Annotated in this window: 24 protein-coding genes; 1 reads left to right on the top strand and 23 read right to left on the bottom strand. The window is 48.5% G+C overall.

Annotated features, from left to right (window positions below):
• Window positions 1-8: 8 nt before the first annotated feature.
• The 16 genes from ACBP46_RS09230 to ndk form a co-directional block, all read right to left on the bottom strand.
• On the bottom strand, window positions 9-563 hold the full coding sequence (locus ACBP46_RS09230; RefSeq protein ID WP_371016439.1) for a phosphoribosyltransferase: 555 nt from the start codon (window positions 561-563) through the stop codon (window positions 9-11).
• A gap of 131 nt (window positions 564-694) precedes the next feature.
• Window positions 695-1,993 carry an adenylosuccinate synthase gene (locus ACBP46_RS09225; protein WP_371016438.1) on the bottom strand — a complete coding sequence of 433 codons (1,299 nt, stop codon included), beginning with the start codon at window positions 1,991-1,993 and terminating at the stop codon, window positions 695-697.
• Between the two features lie 78 nt (window positions 1,994-2,071).
• Window positions 2,072-3,235, bottom strand: a complete 1,164-nt coding sequence (locus tag ACBP46_RS09220) for an ATP phosphoribosyltransferase regulatory subunit (RefSeq protein WP_371016437.1) — start codon at window positions 3,233-3,235, stop codon at window positions 2,072-2,074.
• 159 nt (window positions 3,236-3,394) lie between these two features.
• Window positions 3,395-4,276, bottom strand: coding sequence for a protease modulator HflC (gene hflC, locus ACBP46_RS09215; RefSeq protein WP_371016574.1), 882 nt, complete (start codon window positions 4,274-4,276; stop codon window positions 3,395-3,397).
• Window positions 4,277-4,285: 9 nt separating this feature from the next.
• The gene (hflK, locus tag ACBP46_RS09210; RefSeq protein ID WP_371016573.1) at window positions 4,286-5,623 is read right to left on the bottom strand and encodes an FtsH protease activity modulator HflK; all 1,338 of its coding nucleotides are present in this window, start codon (window positions 5,621-5,623) and stop codon (window positions 4,286-4,288) included.
• Window positions 5,598-6,695: a GTPase HflX gene (gene hflX / locus ACBP46_RS09205; RefSeq protein WP_371016436.1), complete on the bottom strand. Its 1,098-nt coding sequence runs from the start codon at window positions 6,693-6,695 to the stop codon at window positions 5,598-5,600. Before hflX ends, hflK begins: the two co-directional genes overlap by 26 nt.
• A gap of 81 nt (window positions 6,696-6,776) precedes the next feature.
• On the bottom strand, window positions 6,777-7,013 hold the full coding sequence (gene hfq / locus ACBP46_RS09200; RefSeq protein ID WP_077733507.1) for an RNA chaperone Hfq: 237 nt from the start codon (window positions 7,011-7,013) through the stop codon (window positions 6,777-6,779).
• Window positions 7,014-7,118: 105 nt separating this feature from the next.
• The gene (gene hisC, locus ACBP46_RS09195) at window positions 7,119-8,192 is read right to left on the bottom strand and encodes a histidinol-phosphate transaminase (protein ID WP_371016435.1); all 1,074 of its coding nucleotides are present in this window, start codon (window positions 8,190-8,192) and stop codon (window positions 7,119-7,121) included.
• Window positions 8,193-9,569: a ribosome biogenesis GTPase Der gene (gene der, locus ACBP46_RS09190; RefSeq protein ID WP_371016434.1), complete on the bottom strand. Its 1,377-nt coding sequence runs from the start codon at window positions 9,567-9,569 to the stop codon at window positions 8,193-8,195.
• Window positions 9,566-10,723, bottom strand: coding sequence for an outer membrane protein assembly factor BamB (gene bamB / locus ACBP46_RS09185; protein ID WP_371016433.1), 1,158 nt, complete (start codon window positions 10,721-10,723; stop codon window positions 9,566-9,568). The genes der and bamB overlap by 4 nt, the downstream gene beginning before the upstream one ends.
• Window positions 10,723-11,361, bottom strand: coding sequence for a YfgM family protein (locus ACBP46_RS09180; RefSeq protein ID WP_371016432.1), 639 nt, complete (start codon window positions 11,359-11,361; stop codon window positions 10,723-10,725). The genes bamB and ACBP46_RS09180 overlap by 1 nt, the downstream gene beginning before the upstream one ends.
• A gap of 6 nt (window positions 11,362-11,367) precedes the next feature.
• On the bottom strand, window positions 11,368-12,651 hold the full coding sequence (hisS, locus tag ACBP46_RS09175; protein ID WP_371016431.1) for a histidine--tRNA ligase: 1,284 nt from the start codon (window positions 12,649-12,651) through the stop codon (window positions 11,368-11,370).
• 36 nt (window positions 12,652-12,687) lie between these two features.
• A complete protein-coding gene (gene ispG, locus ACBP46_RS09170) occupies window positions 12,688-13,965 on the bottom strand; it encodes a flavodoxin-dependent (E)-4-hydroxy-3-methylbut-2-enyl-diphosphate synthase (RefSeq protein WP_371016430.1) in 1,278 nt (425 codons plus the stop codon).
• Window positions 13,958-14,443, bottom strand: a complete 486-nt coding sequence (locus ACBP46_RS09165; RefSeq protein WP_371016429.1) for a helix-turn-helix domain-containing protein — start codon at window positions 14,441-14,443, stop codon at window positions 13,958-13,960. Before ACBP46_RS09165 ends, ispG begins: the two co-directional genes overlap by 8 nt.
• Complete coding sequence (gene rlmN, locus ACBP46_RS09160) at window positions 14,440-15,594, bottom strand: 23S rRNA (adenine(2503)-C(2))-methyltransferase RlmN (RefSeq protein ID WP_371016572.1); 1,155 nt, start codon at window positions 15,592-15,594, stop codon at window positions 14,440-14,442. Before rlmN ends, ACBP46_RS09165 begins: the two co-directional genes overlap by 4 nt.
• 29 nt (window positions 15,595-15,623) lie before the next feature.
• Window positions 15,624-16,049 carry a nucleoside-diphosphate kinase gene (ndk, locus tag ACBP46_RS09155; protein WP_371016428.1) on the bottom strand — a complete coding sequence of 142 codons (426 nt, stop codon included), beginning with the start codon at window positions 16,047-16,049 and terminating at the stop codon, window positions 15,624-15,626.
• Between the two features lie 240 nt (window positions 16,050-16,289).
• Between ndk and ACBP46_RS09150 the strand changes: the two genes are divergently transcribed.
• The gene (locus ACBP46_RS09150; RefSeq protein WP_371016427.1) at window positions 16,290-19,145 is read left to right on the top strand and encodes a valine--tRNA ligase; all 2,856 of its coding nucleotides are present in this window, start codon (window positions 16,290-16,292) and stop codon (window positions 19,143-19,145) included.
• Window positions 19,146-19,259: 114 nt separating this feature from the next.
• Here the strand turns inward: ACBP46_RS09150 and trmD are convergent, their stop codons facing one another.
• The 7 genes from trmD to ACBP46_RS09115 all read right to left on the bottom strand — a co-directional run bounded on the left by trmD (window position 19,260) and on the right by ACBP46_RS09115 (window position 25,706).
• Window positions 19,260-20,021 (bottom strand): tRNA (guanosine(37)-N1)-methyltransferase TrmD, encoded by a 762-nt coding sequence (gene trmD / locus ACBP46_RS09145; RefSeq protein ID WP_371016426.1) that lies wholly within the window; start codon window positions 20,019-20,021, stop codon window positions 19,260-19,262.
• Window positions 20,022-20,023: 2 nt separating this feature from the next.
• A complete protein-coding gene (rimM, locus tag ACBP46_RS09140) occupies window positions 20,024-20,650 on the bottom strand; it encodes a ribosome maturation factor RimM (RefSeq protein ID WP_371016425.1) in 627 nt (208 codons plus the stop codon).
• 21 nt (window positions 20,651-20,671) lie between these two features.
• A complete protein-coding gene (rpsP, locus tag ACBP46_RS09135; RefSeq protein ID WP_077733518.1) occupies window positions 20,672-20,926 on the bottom strand; it encodes a 30S ribosomal protein S16 in 255 nt (84 codons plus the stop codon).
• A 129-nt stretch (window positions 20,927-21,055) separates the two neighbouring features.
• The gene (locus ACBP46_RS09130; protein ID WP_371016424.1) at window positions 21,056-21,295 is read right to left on the bottom strand and encodes a sulfurtransferase TusA family protein; all 240 of its coding nucleotides are present in this window, start codon (window positions 21,293-21,295) and stop codon (window positions 21,056-21,058) included.
• 18 nt (window positions 21,296-21,313) lie between these two features.
• A complete protein-coding gene (gene alaS, locus ACBP46_RS09125; protein ID WP_371016423.1) occupies window positions 21,314-23,932 on the bottom strand; it encodes an alanine--tRNA ligase in 2,619 nt (872 codons plus the stop codon).
• Window positions 23,933-24,028: 96 nt separating this feature from the next.
• Window positions 24,029-25,123, bottom strand: coding sequence for a hypothetical protein (locus ACBP46_RS09120; protein WP_371016422.1), 1,095 nt, complete (start codon window positions 25,121-25,123; stop codon window positions 24,029-24,031).
• A 7-nt stretch (window positions 25,124-25,130) separates the two neighbouring features.
• On the bottom strand, window positions 25,131-25,706 hold the full coding sequence (locus ACBP46_RS09115) for a pilus assembly FimT family protein (RefSeq protein ID WP_371016421.1): 576 nt from the start codon (window positions 25,704-25,706) through the stop codon (window positions 25,131-25,133).
• Window positions 25,707-25,711: the final 5 nt, after the last annotated feature.

Raw genomic sequence — 25,711 nt, 5'->3', positions numbered from 1 at the left:
AGTCAAAATCAATCACCCTGCTTGGTGCTCTTGCCCTTGCGTATCCACGCCTCTAGCTGCGAAGGACGAATGGTGTCATAGTCCTCGAAGGGTTGATGAATCCAAGGGTTAGTTGGCAGCTGCTCTACGTAGTAGTCAGGAGTCACTGTAGAGTGCCCTTTCCACCACAGTACACCAGTGCGCAATTCGGTGATAGCAGGAAATTGAGTACGCAAATGATCACGCACGCGCTTGAAAGTCATCCCTGTATCAACCATGTCGTCAATCAGCAACACATTACCATCTAATGTGCCGCGGGTAATGGTGATAAACTGGGCAATATCCAAGCTGCCTTGCTCGGTACCAGCGGCCTCACGGTAGCTGCTGGTTGCTAAAATGCCTAATGGCACATCGTAAATACGCGAAATCACATCCCCTACGCGCATGCCGCCACGGGCCAGACAGACAATTTTGTCAAACTTCCAGCCTGACTCGTGTACCTGCAAAGCGAGTTTCTCGATTAATTCGTTGTACTGATCCCAGCTGACCCACAGGTCGCTATCAGTGTTGGGGGGCAGACTCATAGCCGATCCTAACTATTTGATGAACTGAAGTATGGTGCATAATGTTAAACCAATCTTCCCCATATGGAAAGACAGCACCAAAACAAAAGCGGCCCATAGGCCGCTTTGTTACACATAAAACCTGTTAGGCTTTATTTTGTGAAGGGGTCACGCAAGACAATTGTCTCATTGCGATCAGGCCCAGTAGACACCATATCAATGGGCACCTCGCACACCTCGGCTATACGCTCTAGATAACGTCGTGCGTTAACAGGTAGTTTATCGTATTCCGTAATTCCAACGGTAGACTCGGTCCAGCCTGGCATTTCCTCGAGCACTGGCTCGGCCTCGGCTACTGCATCCGCGCCATAGGGAAGCACATCAAGGAATTCACCTTTGTAGCGATAACCCACGCCAATTTTAATGGTTTCCAAGCCGTCCAACACATCGAGCTTGGTAACACATAACCCAGTGATGCCATTTAGCATTACGGTACGCTTCATGGCAGCGCCATCAAACCAACCACAACGACGTGCACGCCCTGTTACGGAGCCAAACTCTTTACCCACTTCGGCCAAACGAGTACCAATCTCATCATGAAGCTCGGTGGGGAATGGACCTGAACCCACGCGCGTGGTGTAGCACTTCGCAATACCTAACACGTAGTTTAACTGCTGCGGACCTACACCTGAACCTGCTGAGGCAGCACCGGCCAAGCAATTGCTGCTTGTCACATATGGGTAAGTACCATGGTCTATATCAAGCAAAGCGCCCTGCGCACCCTCGAACAACAGCTTATGCCCTGCTTTGGAGGCTTGGTATAAGTGATTGGTCACATCGGCTACCATTGGCTCTAAGGCTTCGGCGTAACGCACTGCTTGCTCTAAAACCAACCCAGCATCAACCGTATCTGCATGAAGATAGTTTTTCAACACAAAGTTATGGTAATCCAAGACTTCGATTAGCTTTTCTTCGAATAAAGGCAAGTCGTAGAGGTCTTGGACACGTAATGCACGTCGTGCCACTTTGTCTTCATAGGCAGGACCAATACCACGCCCTGTCGTACCGATTTTTTTATCGGGACTTTTTTGGGCTTCACGCGCCTGATCTACGGCAATGTGATAAGGCAAAATTAAAGGACAAGCAACAGAAATCTGCAAGCGCTCGCGCACGTTAACGCCAGCAGACTCTAACTCGTTAATTTCGGTTAAAAGAGCCTCGGGGGACAACACCACGCCATTGCCAATATAGCAGGTGACATGATCATGCATGATCCCAGAGGGAATTAAACGCAAAACGGTTTTGTGACCGTTAATCCATAAGGTATGACCGGCATTATGACCGCCTTGAAAGCGTACTACACCCTGAGCTGACTCGGCGAGCCAGTCTACGATCTTGCCTTTACCTTCGTCACCCCACTGGGTGCCAATCACCACAATGTTTCTGTTCATGTTACGTATCAATTAAAAAGGGCCGGATGTCTCTGGCCAGTTAATAGCTAAAAACTTGAAAATACGCTGCAACTACGCCTATAAAGGCCGTACCTGCCATTGTCCATCGATAGAAACAAGCTCTCTGTCAATGATGAACTCGTCTACCACTGGAGACTGGTCAGGCAACATTTGAATTACAACTTCACCCGACTCTCGTAAGCTATCTAGCTTGGCCTGCAAAGCGCCATCTACGCCCCATGGGGCACGAATAGCGAATACCGCTTGTGGTGCAGGCAAGCCAGCTGATAGCTTGCGTAAATCCATACTAAAACCCGTAGCAGGACGCTCACGACCGTACATTTTTCCAATGCCGTCGTAACGTCCACCACGGACCAATGCATCATGCCAGCCATCGGCATAAATACAAAAAACCACGCCTGTGTGGTAGCTAGAGCTACCTCCCATATCTGCCAAATCAACGGTTAAGTGATGCCCGTCTAGCGCCTCGACCAATGTTTGAAGCTGATCTAACGCAACACTAATGCTGGCCTCGTTAGGCAAGGTGGCGCGGGCTTTGCTGATCACAGCATGCGCCTCGCCATAAAGTGCGCACAAATGAAGCAGCGCTTGTAGGCTTTCTGTTTGCTTAGAGCCAAGCTGGCGATGCAGCTCAATCAAACCAGGAATGTCTTTGGCACTGAGCAGATCAAAAATGCTTTCCGCATGTGCGATAAGAGCTGGGTCAGTATGAATAATAGCTGACCCAATCGCTGGCACGTTTAAATCCAGACGGGCATTTTTAACACCGGCACGAGCAACACTGGCTAAGGCCAAATGAATAATTTCAATGTCTGCTTCGACCCCAGCATACCCAAAGATTTCGGCACCAATCTGCAATAGCTCGCGATCGGCTAATAAACCCTGTGGGCGCGCATGCAACACAGAACCGCAGTAGCACAAACGCGTTACGGTTTGACGGTTTAATAAGTGGGCATCAATGCGAGCAACCTGCGGGGTAATATCAGCGCGTATTCCCATCGTGCGGCCAGAAAGCTGATCAACGACCTTGGTAGTGCGTAAATTCAGTTTAGTCCCGGACACAGCCTGCAACGATTCGAGGTATTCAGCGATGGGCGGTGCCACCTGCTCAAACCCATAAGTACGGTATAAGTCCAACAAGTAACGACGTAACTCTTCGATACGACGTGCTTCGGCTGGTAGCACATCCGCCAAACTTTCTGGCAGTAACCAATTTGACATAAGAATAGCCTTCGCTTTTTCTATGTTAAGGCAGTACAAAAAAAAAACGACTTGGTTGGCGTAAGCCTTCCAAGTCGTTTGCGATATGGTGTAAAAACTTACACACTAGTATATACGAAGCAATTCGAAATAGCCAAGCCTAAAGCGCTTGGCCTCGTATTAATTCGCTGGCTGTGCCTCGTCGCTCTTCCAGAAACGGAAGAACTCAGACTCAGGACTAATCACCAAGGTATCGTTGCTAGTGCCAAACGCGTTGCGGTAGGCCTCTAGGCTACGATAGAAGCGATAGAACTCTGGGTCTTTGGAGTACGCTGTGGCATAAATATCTGCTGCCTCAGCCTCTCCCGTACCGCGAATGGCCTCGGCTTCAGCATAAGCATCAGCAATAAGCTCCTCGCGTTGACGATCGGCTTCAGCACGAATACGTTCACTTTCTGCGGCACCCGTAGCGCGTAAGCGGTTGGCTTCTTGTTTACGCTCGGCTTCCATACGACGGAATACCGACTCGGAAATTTCAGGCGCAAAATCAATACGACGTAAGCGCACGTCAACCACACGCACCCCTAAGGCTTCGGCACGTTTTTGCACTGACTCCAATACCTCGCGCATAATCGCATCACGCTGATCAGAGACTACCTCTTTTACAGTGCGAACGTTAACCGCCGCGTTGAGCGCATCACGAATTTGAGCCTGAAGACGCTCAATAGCACCACGGTCCGACGCACCAAACGTAACGTAGAACAGACGTGGATCATCAATACGCCACTTCACGTAAGAATCAATCAAAAGGTTTTTCTTTTCTGCGGTTTGAATACGTTCGGGTTCTTTGGACTCGATGGTTTGCAAACGCTTATCTAGAAAAATCACGTTTTGGAATGGCGGCGGTAATTTGAAATACAACCCAGGGCTGGTCACACTTTCTTTGACCTCCCCCAGCGCAAACACCAGCGCCATATCACGCTCTTTAACAACAAATAGTGAAGAAGACAGCACCGCTAGAGCTATAGCCAATGCGATCAGAGCAGGAAACAGACGTTGCATCATGACCTCCTAGCGGGAATAAGGTGAATAAGGGTTAGACAAATTACCTAAGTCGCTAGAGCTAGGTAACGGCGTAGTGCGCGTGTTGGTTGGACGCGGTGTACTGGCCGGACTGGGTGAACTAGAGTTGCTGCTTGAGTCCGACGCAGCGCCTGCCGCTGCAGCATGCTCTGGGTTAGAGCTACGTGCAGCATCGCGAGCTACGTTTTTTGTCACTTGATCTAAAGGCAAGTACAACATGTTGTTGTTCTTGCTATCTACCATCACCTTGTTCGTTCTGGACAGAATATCTTCAAACGTACTGATGTAGAGACGATCGCGCATGATACCCGGTGCTTTAGCGTACTCAGTTACTATGCTATCGAAACGCGCGCTATCACCTCGGGCATCACCCAAGACTTTAGCTTTGTACCCCTCGGCTTGTTGCAACATACGTGCCACTTGACCGCGGGCCTCGGGCAACACTTTATTAGCGTAGGCATTCCCTTCGTTAATCTGACGCTCACGATCCTGACCGGCCTTGACGGCATCGTCAAAAGCGGCTTGAACCTGTTCGGGCGGCTGCACGTTTTGAATCGCTACGGTACTGATTTGAATCCCTGTTTTGTAACGGTCTAAAATGCGCTGAGCGAGCTCCTGAACCTCGGAGGCCACTTCAGTACGACCGGAATACAACACAAAGTCCATAGGTTTACGGCCAACAATTTCCCGCATAGCGGTCTCTGAGGCTTGGCGTACCGACTCGTCTGGGTTCACGGTATTAAAGAGGTAATCAGGTGCACCGTTTGGCTCTAGGCGATACTGCACCACAAACTGCACATCCACAATACTTTCATCCGCAGTTAGCATCAGAGACTCGGGCAGCACCTTATTGCGTGAACTGCCTCGGAAACCCACCTCAAACGTGCGTAACTGAGCAATGTTTACCTCTTGGTGATGCTCAATAGGACTAGGCAAACGCCACTGCAAGCCCGGATTTAAGGTTTTGATATATTTACCAAAACGGGTTACTACAGCGACCTGACCCTCTTGGACAATCACAAAGCCAGTGGCTAACCAAAAGCCAATGACTAGAATCATGAGGCCCGCAAATAATTTAGGAGAACCTTTAGGCATTTTAATTGGCGGCCTATTTCCACCTGTAGGTGGGGGGGGTTGACCGCCTCCTCCTTTTTTACCAAACATAGACCCTAAGCGCTTATTAAAGTCGCGCCACACCTCGTCCAAATCGGGAGGAGAGTCTTGGTTATCAGGACGGCGCGGTGGTTGATTTTGATTACCACTCCCTTTGTTGTCACGCCCCCAACCGGGATCATTTAAGTTATAAATTTTCGTCATGGAATGTATTACTTTCCAGTGTTTGACCTGACTCAACAATTGCTGTGCGCAAGTCGTCTAAACCAGCTCTTTCTAGAGCGCTGACAAAAACTCGCACAATACGCCCATGTTCATCACGCTCTAAGCGTGGTGTGAGCCCTGCGGAGTCAATTTTGTTATAGACCAAAATGGTCGGCACTTGGTCGGCACCGATATCGGCTAAGACCTTATTCACCTCGTGAACTTGTTCGTCTTTTTGTGGACTGGATGCATCCACCACATGCAAAAGTATATCTGCATGAATGGTTTCTTCAAGTGTGGCCCTAAAGGCAGCAATGAGAGTAGGTGGTAAATCGCGTATAAAGCCAACGGTATCCGATATCACAACCTGCCCTGCTCCTTCGATCCATACTCGTCGCGTAGTGGTATCTAGCGTAGCAAACAACTGGTCGGCCGCAAATGCCCCAGCCTGAGTCATTGCATTAAATAATGTCGATTTGCCGGCGTTGGTATAACCCACTAATGATACGTTAAGTGTCTTGCCGCGCATGCGGGCACGACGCTGCGTTTGACGCTGACGATTTAATTTCTCTAAACGCTCACGTAATTTACGCACTTTAATACCGATCATTCGGCGGTCTAACTCAAGCTGTGATTCGCCCGGGCCTCGAATACCGATCCCACCTTGCTGACGCTCGAGGTGAGTCCACATTCGTGTTAGTCGGGTTGATAAATGCTGCAACTGAGCTAGCTCGACTTGAAGCTTGCCCTCGTGGCTTTGCGCGCGTAACGCAAAAATATCCAAAATTAGCAACACACGGTCTACCACACGTCGCTTAAACTCGCGCTCGAGGTTGCGTTGCTGGGCAGGACTAAGCGCTTGGTCAAATAAAATGACTTCGGCTTCGTATTGATCGGCTAATAATACGGCTTCTTGGAGTTTACCTTTTCCAATAAACAAAGCAGCATCAGGCCGTTCGCGCTTTACAACCACTGTGCTTACAATTTCAGCACCAGCCCCTTGGGCTAGCATATGAAACTCTTCGGCATGTGCTTCGTAATCCAGCTCGCCCATGTTGACACTAATAATCAGCGCTTTCATGGGCTACTCCTACAAAAAAACAAATGCCCGCTCGACGCAAAATGCGTCTGAGCGGGTATGCAAAAGGAAGTGCTCAACAATTTATTCAGTGTCTTCGTCCGCCTTGAGGTTAACAGGACGCGCCGGAACCACTGTAGAAATGGCGTGTTTGTACACCATTTGTGTGACCGTGTTGCGTAATAGCACAACATACTGGTCAAAGGATTCGATTTGGCCCTGAAGTTTAATGCCATTTACAAGGTAAATAGAAACAGGAATATGTTCCTTGCGTAGGGCGTTTAAAAATGGGTCTTGTAGTATTTGCCCTTTATTACTCATTGGCTAGGCTCCAATTTATGTTGTTATCTGAATTAGTTTTAATCAATTAGTGTAGAGTGTTTTTACTATACCACCCCACCAGCCAAGCTTGGCCTTTTCAATTAACTAGGCACTTAGTATTTCACGTACTGCTGTAAGTAGTGTAGCGCATTGCTCGGGGGTTCCGATGGTTATACGCAAAAACTGTTCAATTCGTTCTTGTTTAAAATGCCTTACTAAGATCTGGCGCTCACGCAATGTATGATGAAGATGAGCAGCATCGAACTTGGGGTGCGAAGCAAAAACAAAATTGGTCTTTGATGGCAGAACAGTAAAGCCTAAGGCCTGTAAGTCTTTTGTAAGTTTATCCCTGCTCGCGATAATAGCCAAACGTTTTTCATTAAAATAGGCTCTATCTTGGACAGCAGCTAAAGCACCGGCTTGAGCTAAGGTATCTAGCGGGTACGAATTAAAGCTGTCTTTAACGCGTTGTAATCCCACCACAATAGCAGCGCTAGCTACCGCGTAGCCTACGCGCAAGCCAGCTAGGGCATAGGATTTGGACAACGTGTGAATCACCACAATATTGTCAAACTGCCCTAACAGTGCAATTGCACTGTCTGCACCAAAATCCACATACGCTTCGTCAACCACTACCGCACTGTCTGGGTTAGCTTGTGCTATTTCAGCAATTTGCTCTAAAGACAACGCAATGCCCGTCGGCGCATTAGGGTTAGCAAAAATAATAGCGGCTGGCTTAACGGAGCGTGGACGCGTGTAGTCTTCGACCTGAATCGTAAAATCCTCGGCCAAGGGCTGAAGCTCGTAGGGCACCTTGAAATACGCACAGTAAGTCTTGTAAAAACTATAGGTGATATCCGGCATTAACAAAGGACGGCCGTCACGCAAGAACAAGGTATTAAAAACATGTGCTAGGACTTCATCTGAGCCATTGCCTAGAAACACCTGTTCGGGCTGCACCTGATGCAACTCAGCAATAGCGCGCTGTAGCTCTGCACTTTCTGCTGAAGGGTAGAGTCGTAAGTCGGCTTGGTTTTTTGCCGCAATGGCCTCGAACACTTTGGGCGAAGGCCCATAAGCATGCTCGTTTGTGTTCAGCTTCAACATCTTTTGCTGAGGCTGCTCGCCTGGCACATAAGGCTCCAAGGCGTGAATGTGATCACTCCAAAAACGACTCAATTACTTATCCTCCACATAGGGATTGCGTGATGATTTCAGCTCGACACGCATTGGGGTGCCTTCGAGATCGAAGGCCTCACGAATTCTACCCTCAAGGTATCGTTTGTAGCTATCTGACACCGCCTCTAGGCCACTGCCATGAACCACCACAATGGGTGGGTTTTGCCCACCTTGGTGTGCATAACGCAACTTGGGACGGAAAATACCTTTTCGAGGCGGCTGCTGCTGCTCGACGGCATCATGAATAATGCGAGTTAAACGTGGCGTAGGCATACGACGGTAAGCCGCAGCGTGAGCAGCTTTGACCGCGCGCATCACATGACTAATGCCTTGTCCTTTAAGAGCCGAAATCGTGCTGACTTTAGCAAAATCTAAGAAGCGCAATTTACGGGCATACTCACGTTTGGCCCATTCACGTTTGTAGCTATCGAGATCATCCCATTTATTGATAGCCACCACCAATGCCCGACCAGACTCCAGAATAAAGCCTGCAATGCTGGCGTCTTGGTCCGAAATTTCCGTTGAGGCATCAAGCATAAGCAGCACCACATTTGACGCTTCGATGGCTTGTAAGGTCTTAATCACAGAAAATTTTTCTATGGTTTCAAAGACCTTGCCACGTTTACGTAAACCTGCAGTGTCAATTAATGTGTATGGCGTGCCTTTGTAGTCGAACTCGATCTCAATCGCATCACGAGTCGTACCAGGCATATCAAAAGCAATAACCCGCTCTTCCCCCATTAGGGCGTTAATAAATGTGGATTTACCCACATTCGGCCGCCCTACAATGGCGAGTTTAATGCGGTGTTTGACCCCCGTTTCTTCGGGTGCGTCTGGATCAAACTCGGGCTCTGCTTCGGCTTCGGGCTCGGGAATGCAGGCCAAGGCGGCCTCGATTAAATCGACAACGCCGTCACCATGAGACGCTGAAATAGTATGAGCCTCGCCTAAGCCCAGCTCATGAAACTCGAGACCCGCCGTACCATAACGCATGCCCTCGGCTTTATTGATAGCTAATATAACGGGCTGACCACTGCGACGCAGTTGGTTAGCAATATCAAAATCAAGGCGGTTAAGGCCTTCACGAGCATCAACCAAAAAGATAATTACATCCGACTCGGCAATGGCTTGTTCGGTTTGGCGTGCCATTTCACGCACAATACCGTCTTTTACAACGGGCTCAAACCCGCCTGTATCCACAATCAAATAGGGACGTGAACCAACACGACCTTCGCCATAATGGCGGTCTCGAGTCAGACCCGGAAAATCAGCCACTAGCGCTTGGCGCGATCGAGTCAGGCGATTGAATAAGGTAGATTTACCTACGTTGGCACGCCCAACTATAGTGACTACAGGTTTAAAAGCAAGGCTTTTCAATTGACATCAACCAATACTAAATTACCATTGCCGCTTTGTACTAGCACCCCGAAAGGTGTGCTAACTAAAGGCGAAACAATAGCCCCCGAACCAACGCCAACCCGACCTAGCAGACGACCATCGCTTCGAGATAAAAAATGAACATAGCCCTGGTAATCGCCCACGGCCACTTGATTATGAATTACAGCAGGCCCCGATAGCTTGCGATTACGCAACGCATCCTGAGACCAAACCACAGTACCCTCTTCGAGTGCAAAAGCGGTCAACACATCGCGTTGATTAGACCCAAACACGAAACGACCATCTGAGGTTATGCCAGTCGTTGTGGAAAAATCAGTTTGCCATACTGGCACGCCGCCCTCGGATAGATCAAAACAAACAACCCGCCCTTGGTAAGAGGAGGCGCATAATAAAGGCCCTATGACGACTGGACCGCCTACTACATCGTTAATGCGCTCTAGGTCGGTCGCACCCCGCGACTGAGAAACAACGCCTTCCCATTGCACAGCACCAGAGGCTGCATCAATAAGCATTACGCGACCATTGGGCATGCCAGCAATAACAAGCCCGTCCACAATCTCCATCTTAATGTTGGTTTTTAAGGCCAAAGCGGGCCCTGGACGCTGTAGACTCCAGAGCAGCTCGCCTGAACGCACATCAAAAGCTTGAATGCGGTAATCAGAGCTGCGTACAACCACTACACCGTAACCAACCGCGGGAGGCACGTTGACTTCACTACTGGCTTTAACCTGCCAAAGCGAATTGCCGGCAGAGTCAAAAGCAAGAACTGAACCGTCTTGAGAGGCCACGGCCACAGTGGAGCCATCTGCTCCTACGCCTGCGGATAAGTGTTTGGCTGCGTTTTTGCTCCAGAGCACCTGGCCGCTTTGTAGGTCAATCTGCGAAAGCTGCCCAGATGGAGTAGCTGTATAGACTCGATCTCCGACCACTGCGGGAATGAAACCAAAGCCAGACCCTTTACCAATGGAGGTGGACCAACGGATTTGAGCCGCTGCACCCGCCTCAAAATCGACCAAAGGCGCGGGCTCAAAACGAGGGTCTTTAGCCGAAAACATAGAGCAAGCACCCAGCAAGCTAACACTTACCGCGACTGCAGCAATACGAAACAAACGACGATTCAGAAATCTAGCCATTACTTTTCCTTGCTTAACGCATCTATTTTTAACTGCACGATTTGCACATAGGCCACATCAGCCAAGGCATTGACCGCGCGCTCCCATTCTTTGCGCGCCTGCTCAAGCTGACCTTGAGCAAAGTACACATCACCACGACGATCCGCATACAAGCCCTCGTAGGCAGCTATAGGCTGTTGTAACTGCTGCAAGGCCTCGTCATAGCTACTTTGCTCTACTAAGACCCCAGCAAGACGTAGCCGAGCCACGCCTACAATTGCAGGTTCTGTTGATTGGTTAGCAACCCACTCCAGCTGCGCTTTAGCCCCATCTAAGTCACCATTTTTTTGTAAAAACTCAGCAGCAATTAATAGACCGCGGCTGGTGTAAGCCGATTTGTCGTGGTCTTTGCGTAGCGCATCGCTAGCAGCCAATAGACGAGCTTTGGATTGATCGTCATTTTGTAATGCAGCGGTTTCTAAGGCCTCAAAATACCCCATGGCTTTAGTGGCTTGGTGTTGCTCATACCACTGATAACCTCGCCAACCCAAAATGGAGGCCGCAATAACAAAAGCAATAATGACGACGCGCGTGCCATTTTTATCCCACCAATCTTTTAGCGCGTCAATTTTTTCCTGTTCTTCTAGATCATATGCCATAACGAATTAGACCTTTGCGTGTAAATAGGTGGCGAGTTGATCAAATGCAATGCTTTCCTGGGGCTGCTCCGCATCATTAGCGCGTAGCCACTTTACACTTGCGTGCTGTTGTTCTAGTTCTGACTCGCCAAGGATTACGGCCACTAAGGCACCGCTACCGTCAGCACGTTTAAACTGTGACTTAAACCCAGAAGAACCGGCATGCACGATGGTATTCAGACCTTGATCACGTAATTGCTCAGCCAAGCGCATGGCTTGACGCTGAGCAAGATCCCCTTGGTGAATAACATACACATCACACTCTGGGGTAGTTTGTTGTTCTTGGTCTTGAGAAACTAGATCAAGCAAGCGTTCCATACCAATAGCAAAACCCACAGCTGGAGCAGCTTTGCCGCCCAAAACTTCGATTAAGCCATCGTAACGACCACCACCACAAACCGTGCCCTGTGCCCCTAAACGGTCTGTAACCCACTCGAATACCGTTAAATTGTAATAATCCAATCCGCGCACCATACGTGGATTAAGCGTATAAGCAATACCCGCATCATCCAAACGAGCACACACGGCTTCGTAATGAGCCAGAGATTCTGGGCCTAAGTAATCAAATAGTTTGGGTGCGTTATTAGCCATATCTTGCATAGCAGGATTTTTTGTATCCAACACACGCAATGGGTTGGTATACATACGGCGTTGCGCTTCTTCGTCCAATATGTCTTTGTGTTGCTCTAGGTAAGCAATTAAGGCCTCGCGGTGAGCTGCACGCTCGTTGGACTGCCCTAAGGAGTTGATCTCTAGGCGCACGTCATTCAGACCTAAAAGACGCCAGAGACGCGCCAGCATAATAATTAGCTCGGCATCCACATCTGGCCCAGCAAAACCTAATGCTTCCACGTCAATTTGATGGAATTGACGATAGCGACCACGTTGAGGACGCTCGTGTCGAAATACAGGACCGATAGAATAAATGCGATGCGGTCTATCGTAGAGCATATTGTGCTCGATTGAGGCACGGACTAAGCCAGCTGTGAATTCGGGACGCATAGTGAGCTTGTCACCATTTAAAGAGTCCGTAAACGAATACATTTCTTTTTCTACAATATCAGTGACCTCACCAATACCGCGGGCAAACAGCTGCGTAAACTCCAACACTGGTGTACGCATATTGCGATAGCCATAGCTAGCTAACCACGTGCGCACAGTTTGTTCTAGTTGCTCCCATTGGGCACTTTCACCGGGGAGTATATCCTTCATGCCGGTTAGGCCACGAAGTTTTTGTACAGACTTCGACATATATCCTTTCCGTAGGCGCTGCGGCCTATTTTATAATTAAGGAGCGTACCTTTTTTGTACGTAATCCAATACTATTTGCTGAAACTCTTGTGCAATCGTATCACCTTTTAACGTGACGATTCGCTGCCCATCTACATAGACCGGCGCAGCAGGCGTTTCGCCAGTGCCAGGCAGACTAATGCCTATATCTGCATGACGGCTTTCACCCGGGCCATTTACTACACAGCCCATTACAGCGACGTTCATGGTTTCTACACCAGGGTATTGATTCTTCCATACCGGCATTTGGTCGCGCAAGTAAGCTTGAATATCATTGGCGAGTTCTTGAAACACTGTGCTGCTGGTACGACCACAGCCAGGGCACGCCACCACCATAGGGGTAAATGCACGTAACCCCATGGTTTGTAATATTTCTTGGGCTACCACTACCTCTTGACGTCTGTCACCACCTGGTTCGGGCGTTAGAGAAATACGAATAGTATCACCAATACCTTGTTGCAATAACACGGATAATGCAGCGGTGGAGGCGACAATGCCTTTGCTACCCATGCCTGCTTCAGTCAGCCCCAAGTGCAAAGGGTAATCACAACGCGCGGATAGATCTTGGTACACAGTAATTAGGTCTTGCACATGACTGACTTTACAGGACAGAATGATTTTATTCCCAGCCAAGCCTAACTGTTCAGCGCGTTGCGCATTTGAAATAGCTGAAACAACAAGCGCCTCGCGCATCACAGCCTGAGCCTCCCAAGGCTGGGCCATTTGCGCATTCTGATCCATCATTTTAGCCATAAGCTCGTGGTCTAAACTGCCCCAGTTCACACCAATACGCACCGGCTTATCGTATTTACAAGCGACTTCGATCATTTGTGCAAAGTTGTCATCGCGTCGTTTTCCGCCCCCCATATTGCCTGGGTTAATACGGTACTTGGACAACGCCTGCGCACACTCGGGGTAGTCAGTTAAGAGCTTGTGACCGTTATAGTGAAAATCCCCCACTAAAGGCACATGAATATTCATGCGGTCAAGCTGTTCGCGTATGGCGGGTACCTCTTTGGCTGCAGCAGGCGTATTCACTGTAATACGTACGAGCTCAGAGCCAGCCAAGGCTAACTCTTTAACTTGAACTGCTGTAGCAATGGCCTCTTCGGTGGCTGTGTTGGTCATGGATTGCACTACGACCGGCGCACCACCACCTACTTTAACTTGTTGCTGTTTCCACCCAATCGTGACCTGACGTGTGGATTTAGGGGCAGCAGCACCTACAGGCAAAGCGCTACGACCAGACTGCGTAAATTCAAATAAATCAATCATGAGTGAACTCTTTAAGCCAGTCAAAGATCAGCCAATTTTCAGGAATCCAGCCCTGATTTAAGGCATAAAACACCGCGACCACAATAAGCACAAGAATAACTAACCACCAACCCCATGAACGCGGTGCAGAGTCAGAATACAGTGACCTATCGCTGCTGCCCCAGTCAGCCCCTTGACGCGAATCGGTATTTAGCGCTTTAGGGGCTTGACCTTGTTGAGGCCCTAACAATGCCAACAGTGCCTCGGCATCCGTATTTAACACTCGCGCATAGCTTTTTACCATCCAGCGCAAAGGAACCCCGCTGGGTAGCGCGTCCCAATTGTCCTGCTCTAAAGCCTCAAGCTGAGGAATGGAATATTTGGTTCGAGTCGATACCTCGGTAAGGCTTAGCTGCTGCGTTTGACGCAACTCATATAAGGCCTGCCCCAAGGTTTGTGAGGGAGTCTCTAGGTCTGCACTAGAGGTGGAAGAACTCATACTCGCTCCGGTTTAATTAGAATCGTTCCTTGATTGGGTAAACGCTCGCGGATTCGAGTACGGTCACGAATATCACCCGCCAACTGCCCACAGGCGGCATCAATATCATCGCCTCGGGTTTTGCGTACTGTAGTGACTACCCCACCCTCTTGTAAACGTTGAGCGAAGTCTCGTACTGCGGCAGCTGACGAACGTTTAAGGCCAGACTGGGGGAACGGATTAAAAGGAATTAAGTTAAATTTACAACGGACTTGTTTGGCTATGTCTAATAATTGTTGAGCATGCTCGGGCTGATCGTTGATGCCATCGAGCATAATGTACTCAAAAGTAATGAAATCACGCGGTGCGTACTGCAAGTAGTTATTACAGGATGCAATGAGCTCACGCAAAGGATGTTTGCGATTCAAAGGAACAAGCTTATCGCGCAAGGCATCGTTAGGCGCATGCAAAGACACAGCCAAAGCCACTGGGCAGTCTTTAGCCAAGCGATCCATCATAGGCACTACCCCTGAGGTAGACACCGTCACACGACGTCGCGATAAACCATACGCATTATCATCAAGCATTAGCTGTAAAGCTATTAATACCTGATCGTAATTTAATAGCGGTTCGCCCATGCCCATAAAGACAATATTCGAAATATAACGATCGTCCATGACGGGCTGAGGATTTGAGCCAACGCGAGCCTGCTCTGGATTTTGGCGTAACTGGTCGCGTGCAAACCACAATTGACCAATAATTTCGGCCGCACTGAGATTGCGGTTAAAGCCTTGGTAGCCTGTAGAGCAAAACGGGCACGCAACAGTACAACCAGCTTGGCTAGAAATACATAATGTGCCACGGTCGTCTTCGGGGATATATACCGCCTCGACGGAGTTGTTTTGACCCACATCAAATAGCCATTTTCGGGTGCCATCCGCAGAGCGTTGCTCAACTTGGACCTCAGGAGTGCAAATTGAGCAGTGCTCTGCCAACTGCTCGCGAAACACGCGCGCCAAATCCGTCATCTGCTCAAAGTCGCGAATGCCGCGTTGGTGAATCCAACGCTGCAGCTGCTTAGCCCGAAACGGTTTATTACCCCATTGGGCAACCAATTCGGCTAACTGTTCGGGCGTGTGACCCATGATATTCATACGAGTTTCTGACATAATGATTTGACGTGCGGTGGAGCAATTAACAATTAGCGGCTGTGAACTTCTGTTTCAGCAAAGAAATACGCAATTTCAACAGCAGCTGTTTCAGGAGCATCGGAGCCATGAACAGCATTGGCATCAATGCTTTCTGCGAAATCAGCACGGATGGTGCCGGCAGCGGCTTCTTTGGGGTTAGTAGCGCCCATAAGATCACGGTTTTTAGCGATCGCGTTTTCGCCTTCGAGGACCTGAACAAACACAGGACCAGAGATCATGAACTCGACGAGATCATTGAAAAAAGGACGCTCTTTGTGTACAGCGTAAAAACCTTCGGCTTCGGCGCGTGATAATTGGACTAAACGACCTGCTACGATCTTTAGGCCAGCGGCCTCAAAACGAGCAATGATTTGACCGATTGCGTTTTTAGCAACAGCATCAGGCTTAATAATAGATAGGGTACGTTCAATAGCCATGTAAAATCCCAGTATAAACAAAAATAGATGTCGTGCCTGCATAGACAAATACGACAATGACAAAGAAAATGTTGTTTTTATCAAAAAAAACAATCACTTTTGATGTTTTTAAGATAGCGAAGTATTTTAACATGCCCACAGCATCATGCTGCATCTTAAAATACAGCTTTTAGACTTATATTTTTTTAATAGCGGCTTTTTGGGGCCAGCCCCCTAGATCCTGCCTTAACTCGCAACACAATGACCAACTCTTCCAATACATCTCTACTTGATCAGCTCGCCAAAAGCTTTGAACCCAAAGACATTGAAAGTCAGCGTTATGCTCAATGGGAGCAAGCCGGTTTATTTCGCAGCGGGCAGCATGTGCCTACCGCTGACGGCTCAAGCCCTGCTTTTGTGATTCAATGCCCGCCCCCTAATGTCACCGGTACATTACATATGGGGCATGCATTTAACCAAACTATTATGGATGGTTTAACGCGCTATCACCGCATGAAAGGCTTTGATACGGCATTTATCCCTGGTACAGACCATGCCGGTATTGCCACACAAATCATTGTAGAGCGCCAGCTTGATCAACAAAACATTTCACGCCACGATTTAGGACGCGAAGGTTTTGTAGAAAAAGTATGGGAATGGAAAGAGCAGTCAGGCAGCGCCATTACTCAGCAAATTCGTCGTTTAGGGTCCTCATGTGACTGGGATCGCGAATACTTCACCATGGATGAAAACCTGACTCGCGGCGTAGCTGAAACCTTTGTGCGTTTGTACGAACAAGGTCTGATTTATCGTGGCAAACGTTTGGTGAACTGGGATCCGGTGCTAGGTACTGCTGTATCAGACCTAGAGGTAGAAAGCACCGAAGAGCAAGGTCATTTATGGGAAATTCGTTATGCTCTGACCCAGCCCACAGGGGATATAACCCATTTAGTGGTTGCCACCACACGCCCCGAAACCATGCTTGGCGATGTGGCCTTAATGGTACACCCCCAAGACGAGCGCTATCAGCACTTAATTGGTCAAACAGTCATTCTGCCTTTAGTGGGTCGCGAAATCCCCATTATTGCAGATGATTACGTAGACAAAGAATTCGGCACTGGCGTTGTAAAAGTCACCCCAGCGCATGATTTTAATGATTACGCCGTGGGCGAACGGCATGGCTTAGAAAAAATCAGCATTCTTAGCCTAGACGCTAAAATCAATGAAAACGCACCTGAAAAATATCAGGGCATGGACCGTTTTGACGCCCGTAAAGTGATTGTGGACGACCTAGAGGCCATGGGTGCTCTTCAGGCTGTGAAACCGCACACCTTAATGGTACCGCGCGGTGATCGCACCAACACAGTAATCGAGCCCATGCTAACCGATCAGTGGTTCGTGGCCATGAGCAAACCCGCCCCTGAAGGCTCTATGAACCCAGGCAAAAGCATTACTGAAGTAGCGCTAGAGGTGGTTGCCAACGGTCAAGTTAAATTCGTACCTGAAAACTGGAGCACCACCTACAATCAGTGGCTAAACAACATCCAAGACTGGTGCATTTCCCGTCAACTATGGTGGGGCCATCAAATTCCAGCCTGGTATGCCGAAGACGGTACCATCATTGTGGCCCGCAACGAAGCCGAGGCCCAAGAAAAAGCCAACGCCCAAGGCATTACAGGCTCTTTACGCCGTGATGAAGACGTATTAGACACCTGGTTCTCCTCAGCTCTGGTGCCCTTTACCGATCTAGGTTGGCCTGAAAAAACCCCTGATTTAGCCAAGTACTTACCTTCTAGCATTCTGGTTACGGGTTTTGATATTATTTTCTTTTGGGTGGCACGCATGGTCATGATGAGCATGCACATGACCGGCCAAGTTCCTTTTAACACCGTCTATGTTCACGGCTTAGTGTGTGACATGGAAGGCAAAAAAATGAGTAAGTCACGCGGTAACACCATTGATCCCGTCGACTTAATTGATGGCATTGATTTAGAAACCTTAGTACAGAAACGTACTTTTGGTTTAATGAACCCTAAACAAGCCGATAGCATTGCCAAACGCACCCGTAAAGACTATCCAGACGGCGTACCTGCTTATGGTACAGACGCCTTACGCTTCACCATGGCAGCCTATGCTACTTTGGGTCGAAACATCAACTTCGATTTAAAACGATGCGAAGGCTATCGCAATTTCAACAACAAGCTTTGGAATGCCACACGCTTTGTATTGATGAATACCGAAGCCGCCATGCCGTTCGCACAGCCAGATGCTACCGCAGAATACTCCACCGTAGACCACTGGATACGCAGCCAACTCCAACGCTTAATTCAGTTAGTAGAACGCAATTTTGCCGAATACCGTTTTGATAATATTGCTAATGCTATTTACCATTTTGTCTGGGATGAGTACTGCGACTGGTATTTGGAAATGGCTAAAGTCCAAATACAACAAGGCACACCTGCACAACGTTTAGGAACCCAACGCACATTAATTGATGTGCTTGAAACCGTGTTACGTTTAGCACACCCCATTATTCCTTACATCACCGAAGAGCTCTGGCAAAAAGTCTCCCTAATAGCAGGAAAGCGTACTGCACATCAGGAACAAAGCATTAGTGTTCAAGCCTACCCCGAGTTCATCGAGGCTGAACTAAACGAGCAAGCTGAAAAAAGCGTTAACGAACTCAAAGCTCAAGTCGATGCTATTCGTGCTTTGCGTAGCGAAATGGGTTTATCGCCCTCCGAGCGCGCCCCTTTATTAGCTCAGGGCGATCAAAACATGCTGACACGGCATACCCCCTACTTAAAAGCCCTAGCTAAGCTAGCTGATGTGGAAATCCACCCTCAGCTTCCTGACTTAGGCGCTCCTGTTCAAGTAGTAGGCACTACCCAACTGATGCTGCATGTAGAGGTAGACGTAGAGGCTGAAACCGCTCGTCTTAGCAAAGAAATTGAACGTTTATCCGCTGAGATTGCCAAAGCCAATGGCAAGCTGAATAACGCTAGCTTTGTAGAGCGCGCCCCTGCAGCCGTAGTTCAACAAGAACGTGATCGCTTAGCAAGCTTCACGCAAACATTAGAAAAAATTGAGCAACAACTAATGCGTTTACGTGCTTAACTTCACCTAGCAACGCAAAAAAAGCGCCCCTTTTGGGGCGTTTTTTTTATTTTATCAAATCGCGCGGAAAGCCTCGTCGTTTAGAGCGAAGAGGACGCCAACTATTTATAGAAACTAATTCGCTATTAATCCGGCTAAAAACAACTCATCTTTTTTATCTAAAAGGCCTTGGGCGCGCGCCCGTTCAATTAGATCCGGTCTACGTAAAAGGGTAAGCCGCAATGATTGCTCTCTGCGCCAACGTTCTATGTTTTTGTGATTACCTGATTTAAGCACATCAGGGATAGGCATGCCATTGTAGATCTCTGGGCGCGTGTAATGTGGACTGTCCAATAGCCCATCTAGACCCACATGAAATGAATCGCAAACAGCAGACTGCTGATCATTCAGCACACCCGGCAAAAGACGAATAATGCTATCCATCACAGCTAATGCCGCAATTTCGCCACCAGACAACACAAAATCACCCAGTGAGATCTCGTGGGTAACCCGTGTATCAATAAAGCGTTGATCAATGCCTTCGTAGCGCCCACATATAAGAATAGCGCCATCAGTCTGCGCCCACTGCTGTGCCGCCTGCTGATCGAAACGTGGCCCAGTGGGACTCATTAAAATCACCGGTGCAGCCAACTGCTGTGCCTGCCGCGCAGCAATAGCATCATCTACAGCCGCATCAAGCGGTTGCGCCAGCATAACCATGCCAGGGCCACCACCATAGGGGCGGTCATCTACGGTACGATGTACGTCTTGGGTATAACTGCGTGGATTCCAAAACTGTAAATCCCAAATGCCTTTGTTGCGCGCACGCGCATTGACCCCATTGTCTGTTAATGGGCTAAACATTTCGGGAAAAAGACTAACGACGTCGAAACGCATCGTTAATTAGGCGTAAAAGGCCACGAGCTATCAATCGTTTTCTTGCTCGGGTCGACCTCTTTAATATAGGCCTCTACAAAAGGCACTAGCTCTACAACAGGACGTTGTTTTGCATCAAGTTGCGATATGAACTGGGCCTGATCGTTTAGGAAGCCGATATGTACCTCGAGAACGGCGTGAGCTCCGTTGTCAAAGACATTAGCAACTTGTCCTACCAACACGGACTGGCCATTGTGGTCGCCATACAATAGGCAGCCAATCAAATCGACCCAGTAATGTTCGTCTTCATCCACTGAGGGAAACTCAGTACGCGATATCCATACAGTATGCGCTTTGAGCTTTTCGGCTAGATCACGATCATCAAAGCCCTGAAACTGTGCAACCACCGTTGCACTATGAGGACGGGATTTAACCACCGTAAATAACTGCGCCGGAGCAGTTGCCAAGTCGCCCGCCTTGTTGGGAGGTACGGGCGCTCGGAGCCACCACTTTTTAACACTAAGCAATGCTTCGGCATCAGCTGAATAAGGTTGAACCTTGACCCAGCCACGAACCCCGTAAGCAGACACCACACGACCTACTTCGACTAAATCAGCAGGCAAAGCCGATGACATCTGTTTTAAAGGCATAACGAAGCACTACCTAAGCAATTAAGCAGCTTGAGCTTTGGAGTATTCTTTTACTAGACGAGCTACAGCTGGAGATAGCTGAGCACCGTTGTCTACCCAGTACTGAACACGATCTAGTTGTAGACGTAGGTTTTCTTGACCTTCGCCACCAACTGGGTTGTAGAAACCTAAACGCTCAATGAAGCGACCATCGCGACGATCGCTAGAGTTGGCGGCTACTACAGTGTAAAACGGACGTTTCTTGGAGCCACCACGGGCTAGGCGAATTACCACCATTGATAATCCCTTCCTGTTAAAAAAGTGTAAAACCAAAGATTCTACCACTAAGAAAGCCTTAGCGGAAATTGCTTGCCTATTTTACACGGTTTACGCGACAAATACACAACAACTTAGAACCTACCTGTATTAGCGACGACGAATATAATGAATAACGCCGTCACCCTCATCAAACTGACCAAGCAAACTATTGCCTGTTTGGTCAGTAAATGCTTGGAAATCTTCCTTGGCACGTGGGTCGGTGGTGATCACTTTCACCACCTGACCACTTTGGACCTGAGCCAGTGCTTTTTTGGCGCGCAAGATAGGCAGTGGGCACAGCAGCCCACTGGTATCGACCTCAAGCTCGAATGAAATGGCTTCTGACATATAAAACCTAATAATTAATTAAAGCTGGGACTCGACCCAAGTTTGTACTGAGCCAAGCGCTGCTGGCAAAGCAGCGGAATCGCTTCCCCCGCCCATAGCCATATCAGGACGACCACCGCCTTTACCTCCGACCTGCGCCGCCACCATACTGATTAACTCGCCCGCTTTTACCTTGGTGTTAATATCGGCAGTGACGCCAGCAACCAAGCTGATTTTATCGTCTTTGGCGGTGGCTAACAGCACAACGGCTGATTTTAGCTTGTCTTTAAGCTGATCGACTGTGGTACGTAATGACTTGGGATCTGCTGCAGGCAAATCGGCCACTAAAAGCTTCACCCCACCTGTTAGCTCGATGGCTTGCCCCGCCAGGTCTTGGCCTGCTGAGGCCGCGAGTTTATCTTTGAGTTGATCTCGCTCGCGCTCTAGTTCGCGTAATTGAGATTGCAGCTGAGTTAAGCGCTCGCCTAGTTTTTCTGGCTGGGTACGTAAGCTAGCAGCAGCGCCTTGTAGAGTGGCTTCGCGTTTTTGAACCCAAGCCAAAGCATTTTCGCCTGTGATGGCCTCGATACGACGTACACCTGCCGCCACGCCCCCTTCGGAGACGATCTTAAACAAACCAATATCACCAGTACGTGCTACGTGCGTACCACCACACAGCTCACGTGAAAAACCAATGTCTAAAACACGGACCTCATCGCCGTATTTTTCACCAAAAAGCGCCATTGCCCCGCCACTGACGGCATCATCAAAGCTCATAAGCTGTGCTGCTACGGGCTGGTTAGCAAGAACTTCTTGATTAACGATCGCCTCGACCTGTGCAATTTGCTCGGCATTAACAGCAGAATCGTGAGCAAAGTCAAAACGGGTTTTGTCTGCATCCACTAAGGAGCCACGCTGCTGCACGTGATCGCCCAGCACTATTTTTAATGCTTTGTGCATAAGGTGCGTAGCGGAGTGATTGCGAATGGTATGTTGACGATGTGCGGCATCAACCTGAGCCTGGACTTGATCACCCACTTTCAAACTGCCTTGAGTGAGCACCCCATGATGACCAAAAACCTGAGCAAGAATCTTTTGGGTGTCTTCAACAGTAAAGGCTGCGCTGGTACCTTGAAGCGTACCGGTGTCCCCTACTTGCCCACCTGACTCGGCATAGAAAGGCGTAACGTCTAAGACAACGATGGCTTCCTGACCTTCGTTGATTTGATCTACTGCACTACCATCTACATACAACGCTGTTACTGTTCCAGTAGTTGTTAATTGCTCGTAGCCCTCGAATTGTGTTTCCACACCCTCATATTTGAGATCTGCAGCAACTGTTTTAAATTTACCTGAAGCACGAGCCATCTCGCGTTGACGTTGCATGGCTTGCTCAAAACCCGCCAAGTCGACCTCTACCTCGCGCTCACGGCAAATATCTGCTGTTAAATCAACAGGAAAACCATAGGTGTCGTACAAGGTAAATAAGGTTTGACCGTCAAGCACGCCGTCTTTGGGTAAATCAGCTAACGCAGACTCAAGAATTTTCATACCGTGCTCTAGTGTTTCACTAAAGCGGTCCTCTTCTTGTTTGAGGATTTGCTCGATACGATTTTGGTGTTGGATTAGCTCTGGGTACGCCTCGCCCATATGTTTGGCTAGATCTGCTACCAAGCGATAAAAAAACGCTTGATTTTGACCTAACTTATGACCATGACGTAAGGCACGACGCACAATACGACGCAACACATAGCCGCGCCCCTCGTTGCTAGGAATGACTCCATCTACGATCATAAAAGCACATGCGCGGATGTGGTCAGCAATGACTTTTAAGGAGTTGTTGCTGAGGTCCTGAGTGCTAGTTTCACGCGCAGCGGCTTGAATTAGATGTTGAAATAAGTCAATGTCGTAATTGGAATGCACATGCTGCAATACGGCAGAAATACGCTCTAGACCCATACCCGTGTCTACACAGGGCTTGGGTAACGGATTTAAATTGCCTTCGGCATCGCGGTCAAACTGCATAAATACCAAGTTCCAGACCTCGATGTAGCGATCGCCGTCTTCGTCTGGGGACCCGGGAGGCCCACCCCAGACCTCGGGGCCGTGGTCATAGAAAATTTCAGAACAAGGCCCACATGGGCCGGTATCGGCCATTTGCCAGAAGTTGTCGGATACGTAACGACCCCCTTTGTCACCTATGCGGATAATGCGCTCTGCTGGCACGCCAATTTGCTTGTTCCAAATCGCATAGGCCTCGTCATCCTCGTGATAGACGGTGACCCAAAGTTTTTCTGCAGGCAAACCATACACTTGGGTTAAGAGCTCCCACGCATATTGAATAGCCTCTTCTTTGAAATAATCGCCAAAGCTGAAATTGCCTAACATTTCAAAGAAGGTGTGATGACGTGCGGTATAACCTACATTTTCGAGGTCATTGTGTTTACCACCAGCGCGCACACAACGTTGTGAAGAGGTCGCACTGGTATACGGACGCGTTTCTTTGCCCGTAAACACATCTTTAAATTGCACCATACCTGCGTTAGTAAACAGCAAGGTTGGGTCATTAGCTGGAATTAAGGAAGAGGATGGCACGATTTCGTGGCCACGCTCTTGGAAAAAAGATAAAAACTTTTGACGAATCTCGGATGTTTTCATTGAAAGCAGCACGACAAAAATAGGTAACAACCCATTATAGTAATAGATTAGTTAAACACCTAACAGCACAATTACGCTACGTCGCATTCCAACGACTTAGCTTTGAGCACAACCATAAATTGACAAGGCACGACTATCTGTTAGCTGGCTGCCCGAATAATAGCTAGGCATCTGCTTTGTGGTGATTAAGATTGCCGTCCTATAACCCGATGGGCAATCACATATTTCTGTTAGCGGGTTTGACAGCCAACAGACTGGGGTACCACGTACTCCTACAGAAAGCCCATAGTACCCACCTTGATATAAAGGCAAAGGAAAAGCGCTCATATTCAGCACCACCTCAAAGAACCTTTTAATTACCAATGGATCAGTCAGCGTAGCCTTGGAGACCTGCACCCATTTGCCCTCCTCACAGATAAACAAAGTGCTTTGCTCACGACTAAGAGCCCCTTCACTTGAGCACGATGCTTGAGGCTGTGCCAACGGAGCCAAGAATAAATAACCTTGGGTATGTATGTCTTGCTCTACGCGTAATGCGCCAGCTATATCTACCTCGGCCTGAAAATTAGGATTACGACGGTCGTTAAGACGTAAATACATGGACTCTGCCGTATCAGTGGTGGCTAAAAGCGCAACCGTACCAATCGGCAAAGCAGCAGCCAAGGGCAAAGGCGGGTTAGGTATGCGTCGAGCCGCCCCTGTGAGCCATTGGGGGCTGTGATCATACACCACATACCCTTTAGCTTGAGTTTTTGCTAACCATTGCGCAGTTGCCTCTAGGTTGACCCCTCCTTTTTTCAAAACCAACGGTGAATCATAAATAACTAGGGCTTCGAGATGGCAGGCATCCACCCCACAGCCAACCGGCTTAATATGAATACTTAACCTGTCGTCACCTTGGGTATCGGGGGCTAAGAACTGCGCTTGAATGAGCTCGTCTATAGTGGGACGCCAGACATTGCTGCTGCCTGTAACGGGCTCTGGACTAGAAGCATCCAGTAGCTGCGCGGCATGCACGTCTAAATATCGCTGCACCCCCTGCTGCACAGTAAGCATCCAATAGGCTAGGTTCTCTATTTTTTGCTGCTCGGTGGTTTGCTTTAACCATGCACTTAACCCCGTACCCAAAAGCAAAAGAACCACCAACACCACGCTCAGTTCGATGAGTAAGGACCCCTGTTGTTTAGGCATAGTGCACCTAGCCAATCACAAACTCAAAGGTGTTTGAGTCGCCACGCTCACACTGCTTTTGAGCATGGGTTGCATTGTAAATTTTGCTTTCAGATTTAACGACCTCAGCCCCAACACTAATGGTATTCGCTATACGCTGTAACACGGACGATAAACCAGGGCATGCAGCATGGCTGACTTTATTTAAGGTGATCTTTAGCTCTTGGCCACCAGTAATCTCAACTGTGCCGTCTTTACCTAAACCATGCAGTATTTGCACACCTGCACCGCTACCTATGATGTTAAACACCCCCGCACTTTCTAACTGCTGTGCAAATAGCTCATTATCGACGCCATCATAAGGCTGAGTTTCATACAAAGGTGTATTTACACTGTGGTTCATCACAAAGCGGGCGATGCCTTCTCCTACTTTGGGCACACGACTCTCAACAATAAAACCATTAATAGCGGGAATGCTGACAATAGCAATTAATAAAATAATGGCTGAAACCACTGATATTTCAATTAACGATAAACCAGCTTGGCGTTGATTTTTACACTGAGAGCTGACAAAAATAGGCTGAGATAATTGAATGGTTTTCATGGTAT

This window comes from Paenalcaligenes hominis (genome assembly GCF_041359055.1).
Classification (GTDB): domain Bacteria; phylum Pseudomonadota; class Gammaproteobacteria; order Burkholderiales; family Burkholderiaceae_B; genus Paenalcaligenes; species Paenalcaligenes hominis_A.
Note: the sequence above shows the minus strand (reverse complement) of the source record. Positions and strands in the feature narration are given on the sequence as shown.

What these genes read in the sequence shown, in the direction of transcription:
- ACBP46_RS09230 (WP_371016439.1), bottom strand. Translation starts at nt 563, where the DNA reads ATGAGTCTGCCCCCCAACACTGATAGCGACCTGTGGGTCAGCTGGGAT.
- ACBP46_RS09225 (WP_371016438.1), bottom strand. Translation starts at nt 1,993, where the DNA reads ATGAACAGAAACATTGTGGTGATTGGCACCCAGTGGGGTGACGAAGGT.
- ACBP46_RS09220 (WP_371016437.1), bottom strand. Translation starts at nt 3,235, where the DNA reads ATGTCAAATTGGTTACTGCCAGAAAGTTTGGCGGATGTGCTACCAGCC.
- hflC (WP_371016574.1), bottom strand. Translation starts at nt 4,276, where the DNA reads ATGCAACGTCTGTTTCCTGCTCTGATCGCATTGGCTATAGCTCTAGCG.
- hflX (WP_371016436.1), bottom strand. Translation starts at nt 6,695, where the DNA reads ATGAAAGCGCTGATTATTAGTGTCAACATGGGCGAGCTGGATTACGAA.
- hfq (WP_077733507.1), bottom strand. Translation starts at nt 7,013, where the DNA reads ATGAGTAATAAAGGGCAAATACTACAAGACCCATTTTTAAACGCCCTA.
- bamB (WP_371016433.1), bottom strand. Translation starts at nt 10,723, where the DNA reads ATGGCTAGATTTCTGAATCGTCGTTTGTTTCGTATTGCTGCAGTCGCG.
- ACBP46_RS09180 (WP_371016432.1), bottom strand. Translation starts at nt 11,361, where the DNA reads ATGGCATATGATCTAGAAGAACAGGAAAAAATTGACGCGCTAAAAGAT.
- hisS (WP_371016431.1), bottom strand. Translation starts at nt 12,651, where the DNA reads ATGTCGAAGTCTGTACAAAAACTTCGTGGCCTAACCGGCATGAAGGAT.
- ispG (WP_371016430.1), bottom strand. Translation starts at nt 13,965, where the DNA reads ATGATTGATTTATTTGAATTTACGCAGTCTGGTCGTAGCGCTTTGCCT.
- ACBP46_RS09165 (WP_371016429.1), bottom strand. Translation starts at nt 14,443, where the DNA reads ATGAGTTCTTCCACCTCTAGTGCAGACCTAGAGACTCCCTCACAAACC.
- ndk (WP_371016428.1), bottom strand. Translation starts at nt 16,049, where the DNA reads ATGGCTATTGAACGTACCCTATCTATTATTAAGCCTGATGCTGTTGCT.
- ACBP46_RS09150 (WP_371016427.1), top strand. Translation starts at nt 16,290, where the DNA reads ATGACCAACTCTTCCAATACATCTCTACTTGATCAGCTCGCCAAAAGC.
- trmD (WP_371016426.1), bottom strand. Translation starts at nt 20,021, where the DNA reads ATGCGTTTCGACGTCGTTAGTCTTTTTCCCGAAATGTTTAGCCCATTA.
- rimM (WP_371016425.1), bottom strand. Translation starts at nt 20,650, where the DNA reads ATGCCTTTAAAACAGATGTCATCGGCTTTGCCTGCTGATTTAGTCGAA.
- rpsP (WP_077733518.1), bottom strand. Translation starts at nt 20,926, where the DNA reads ATGGTGGTAATTCGCCTAGCCCGTGGTGGCTCCAAGAAACGTCCGTTT.
- ACBP46_RS09130 (WP_371016424.1), bottom strand. Translation starts at nt 21,295, where the DNA reads ATGTCAGAAGCCATTTCATTCGAGCTTGAGGTCGATACCAGTGGGCTG.
- alaS (WP_371016423.1), bottom strand. Translation starts at nt 23,932, where the DNA reads ATGAAAACATCCGAGATTCGTCAAAAGTTTTTATCTTTTTTCCAAGAG.
- ACBP46_RS09120 (WP_371016422.1), bottom strand. Translation starts at nt 25,123, where the DNA reads ATGCCTAAACAACAGGGGTCCTTACTCATCGAACTGAGCGTGGTGTTG.
- ACBP46_RS09115 (WP_371016421.1), bottom strand. Translation starts at nt 25,706, where the DNA reads ATGAAAACCATTCAATTATCTCAGCCTATTTTTGTCAGCTCTCAGTGT.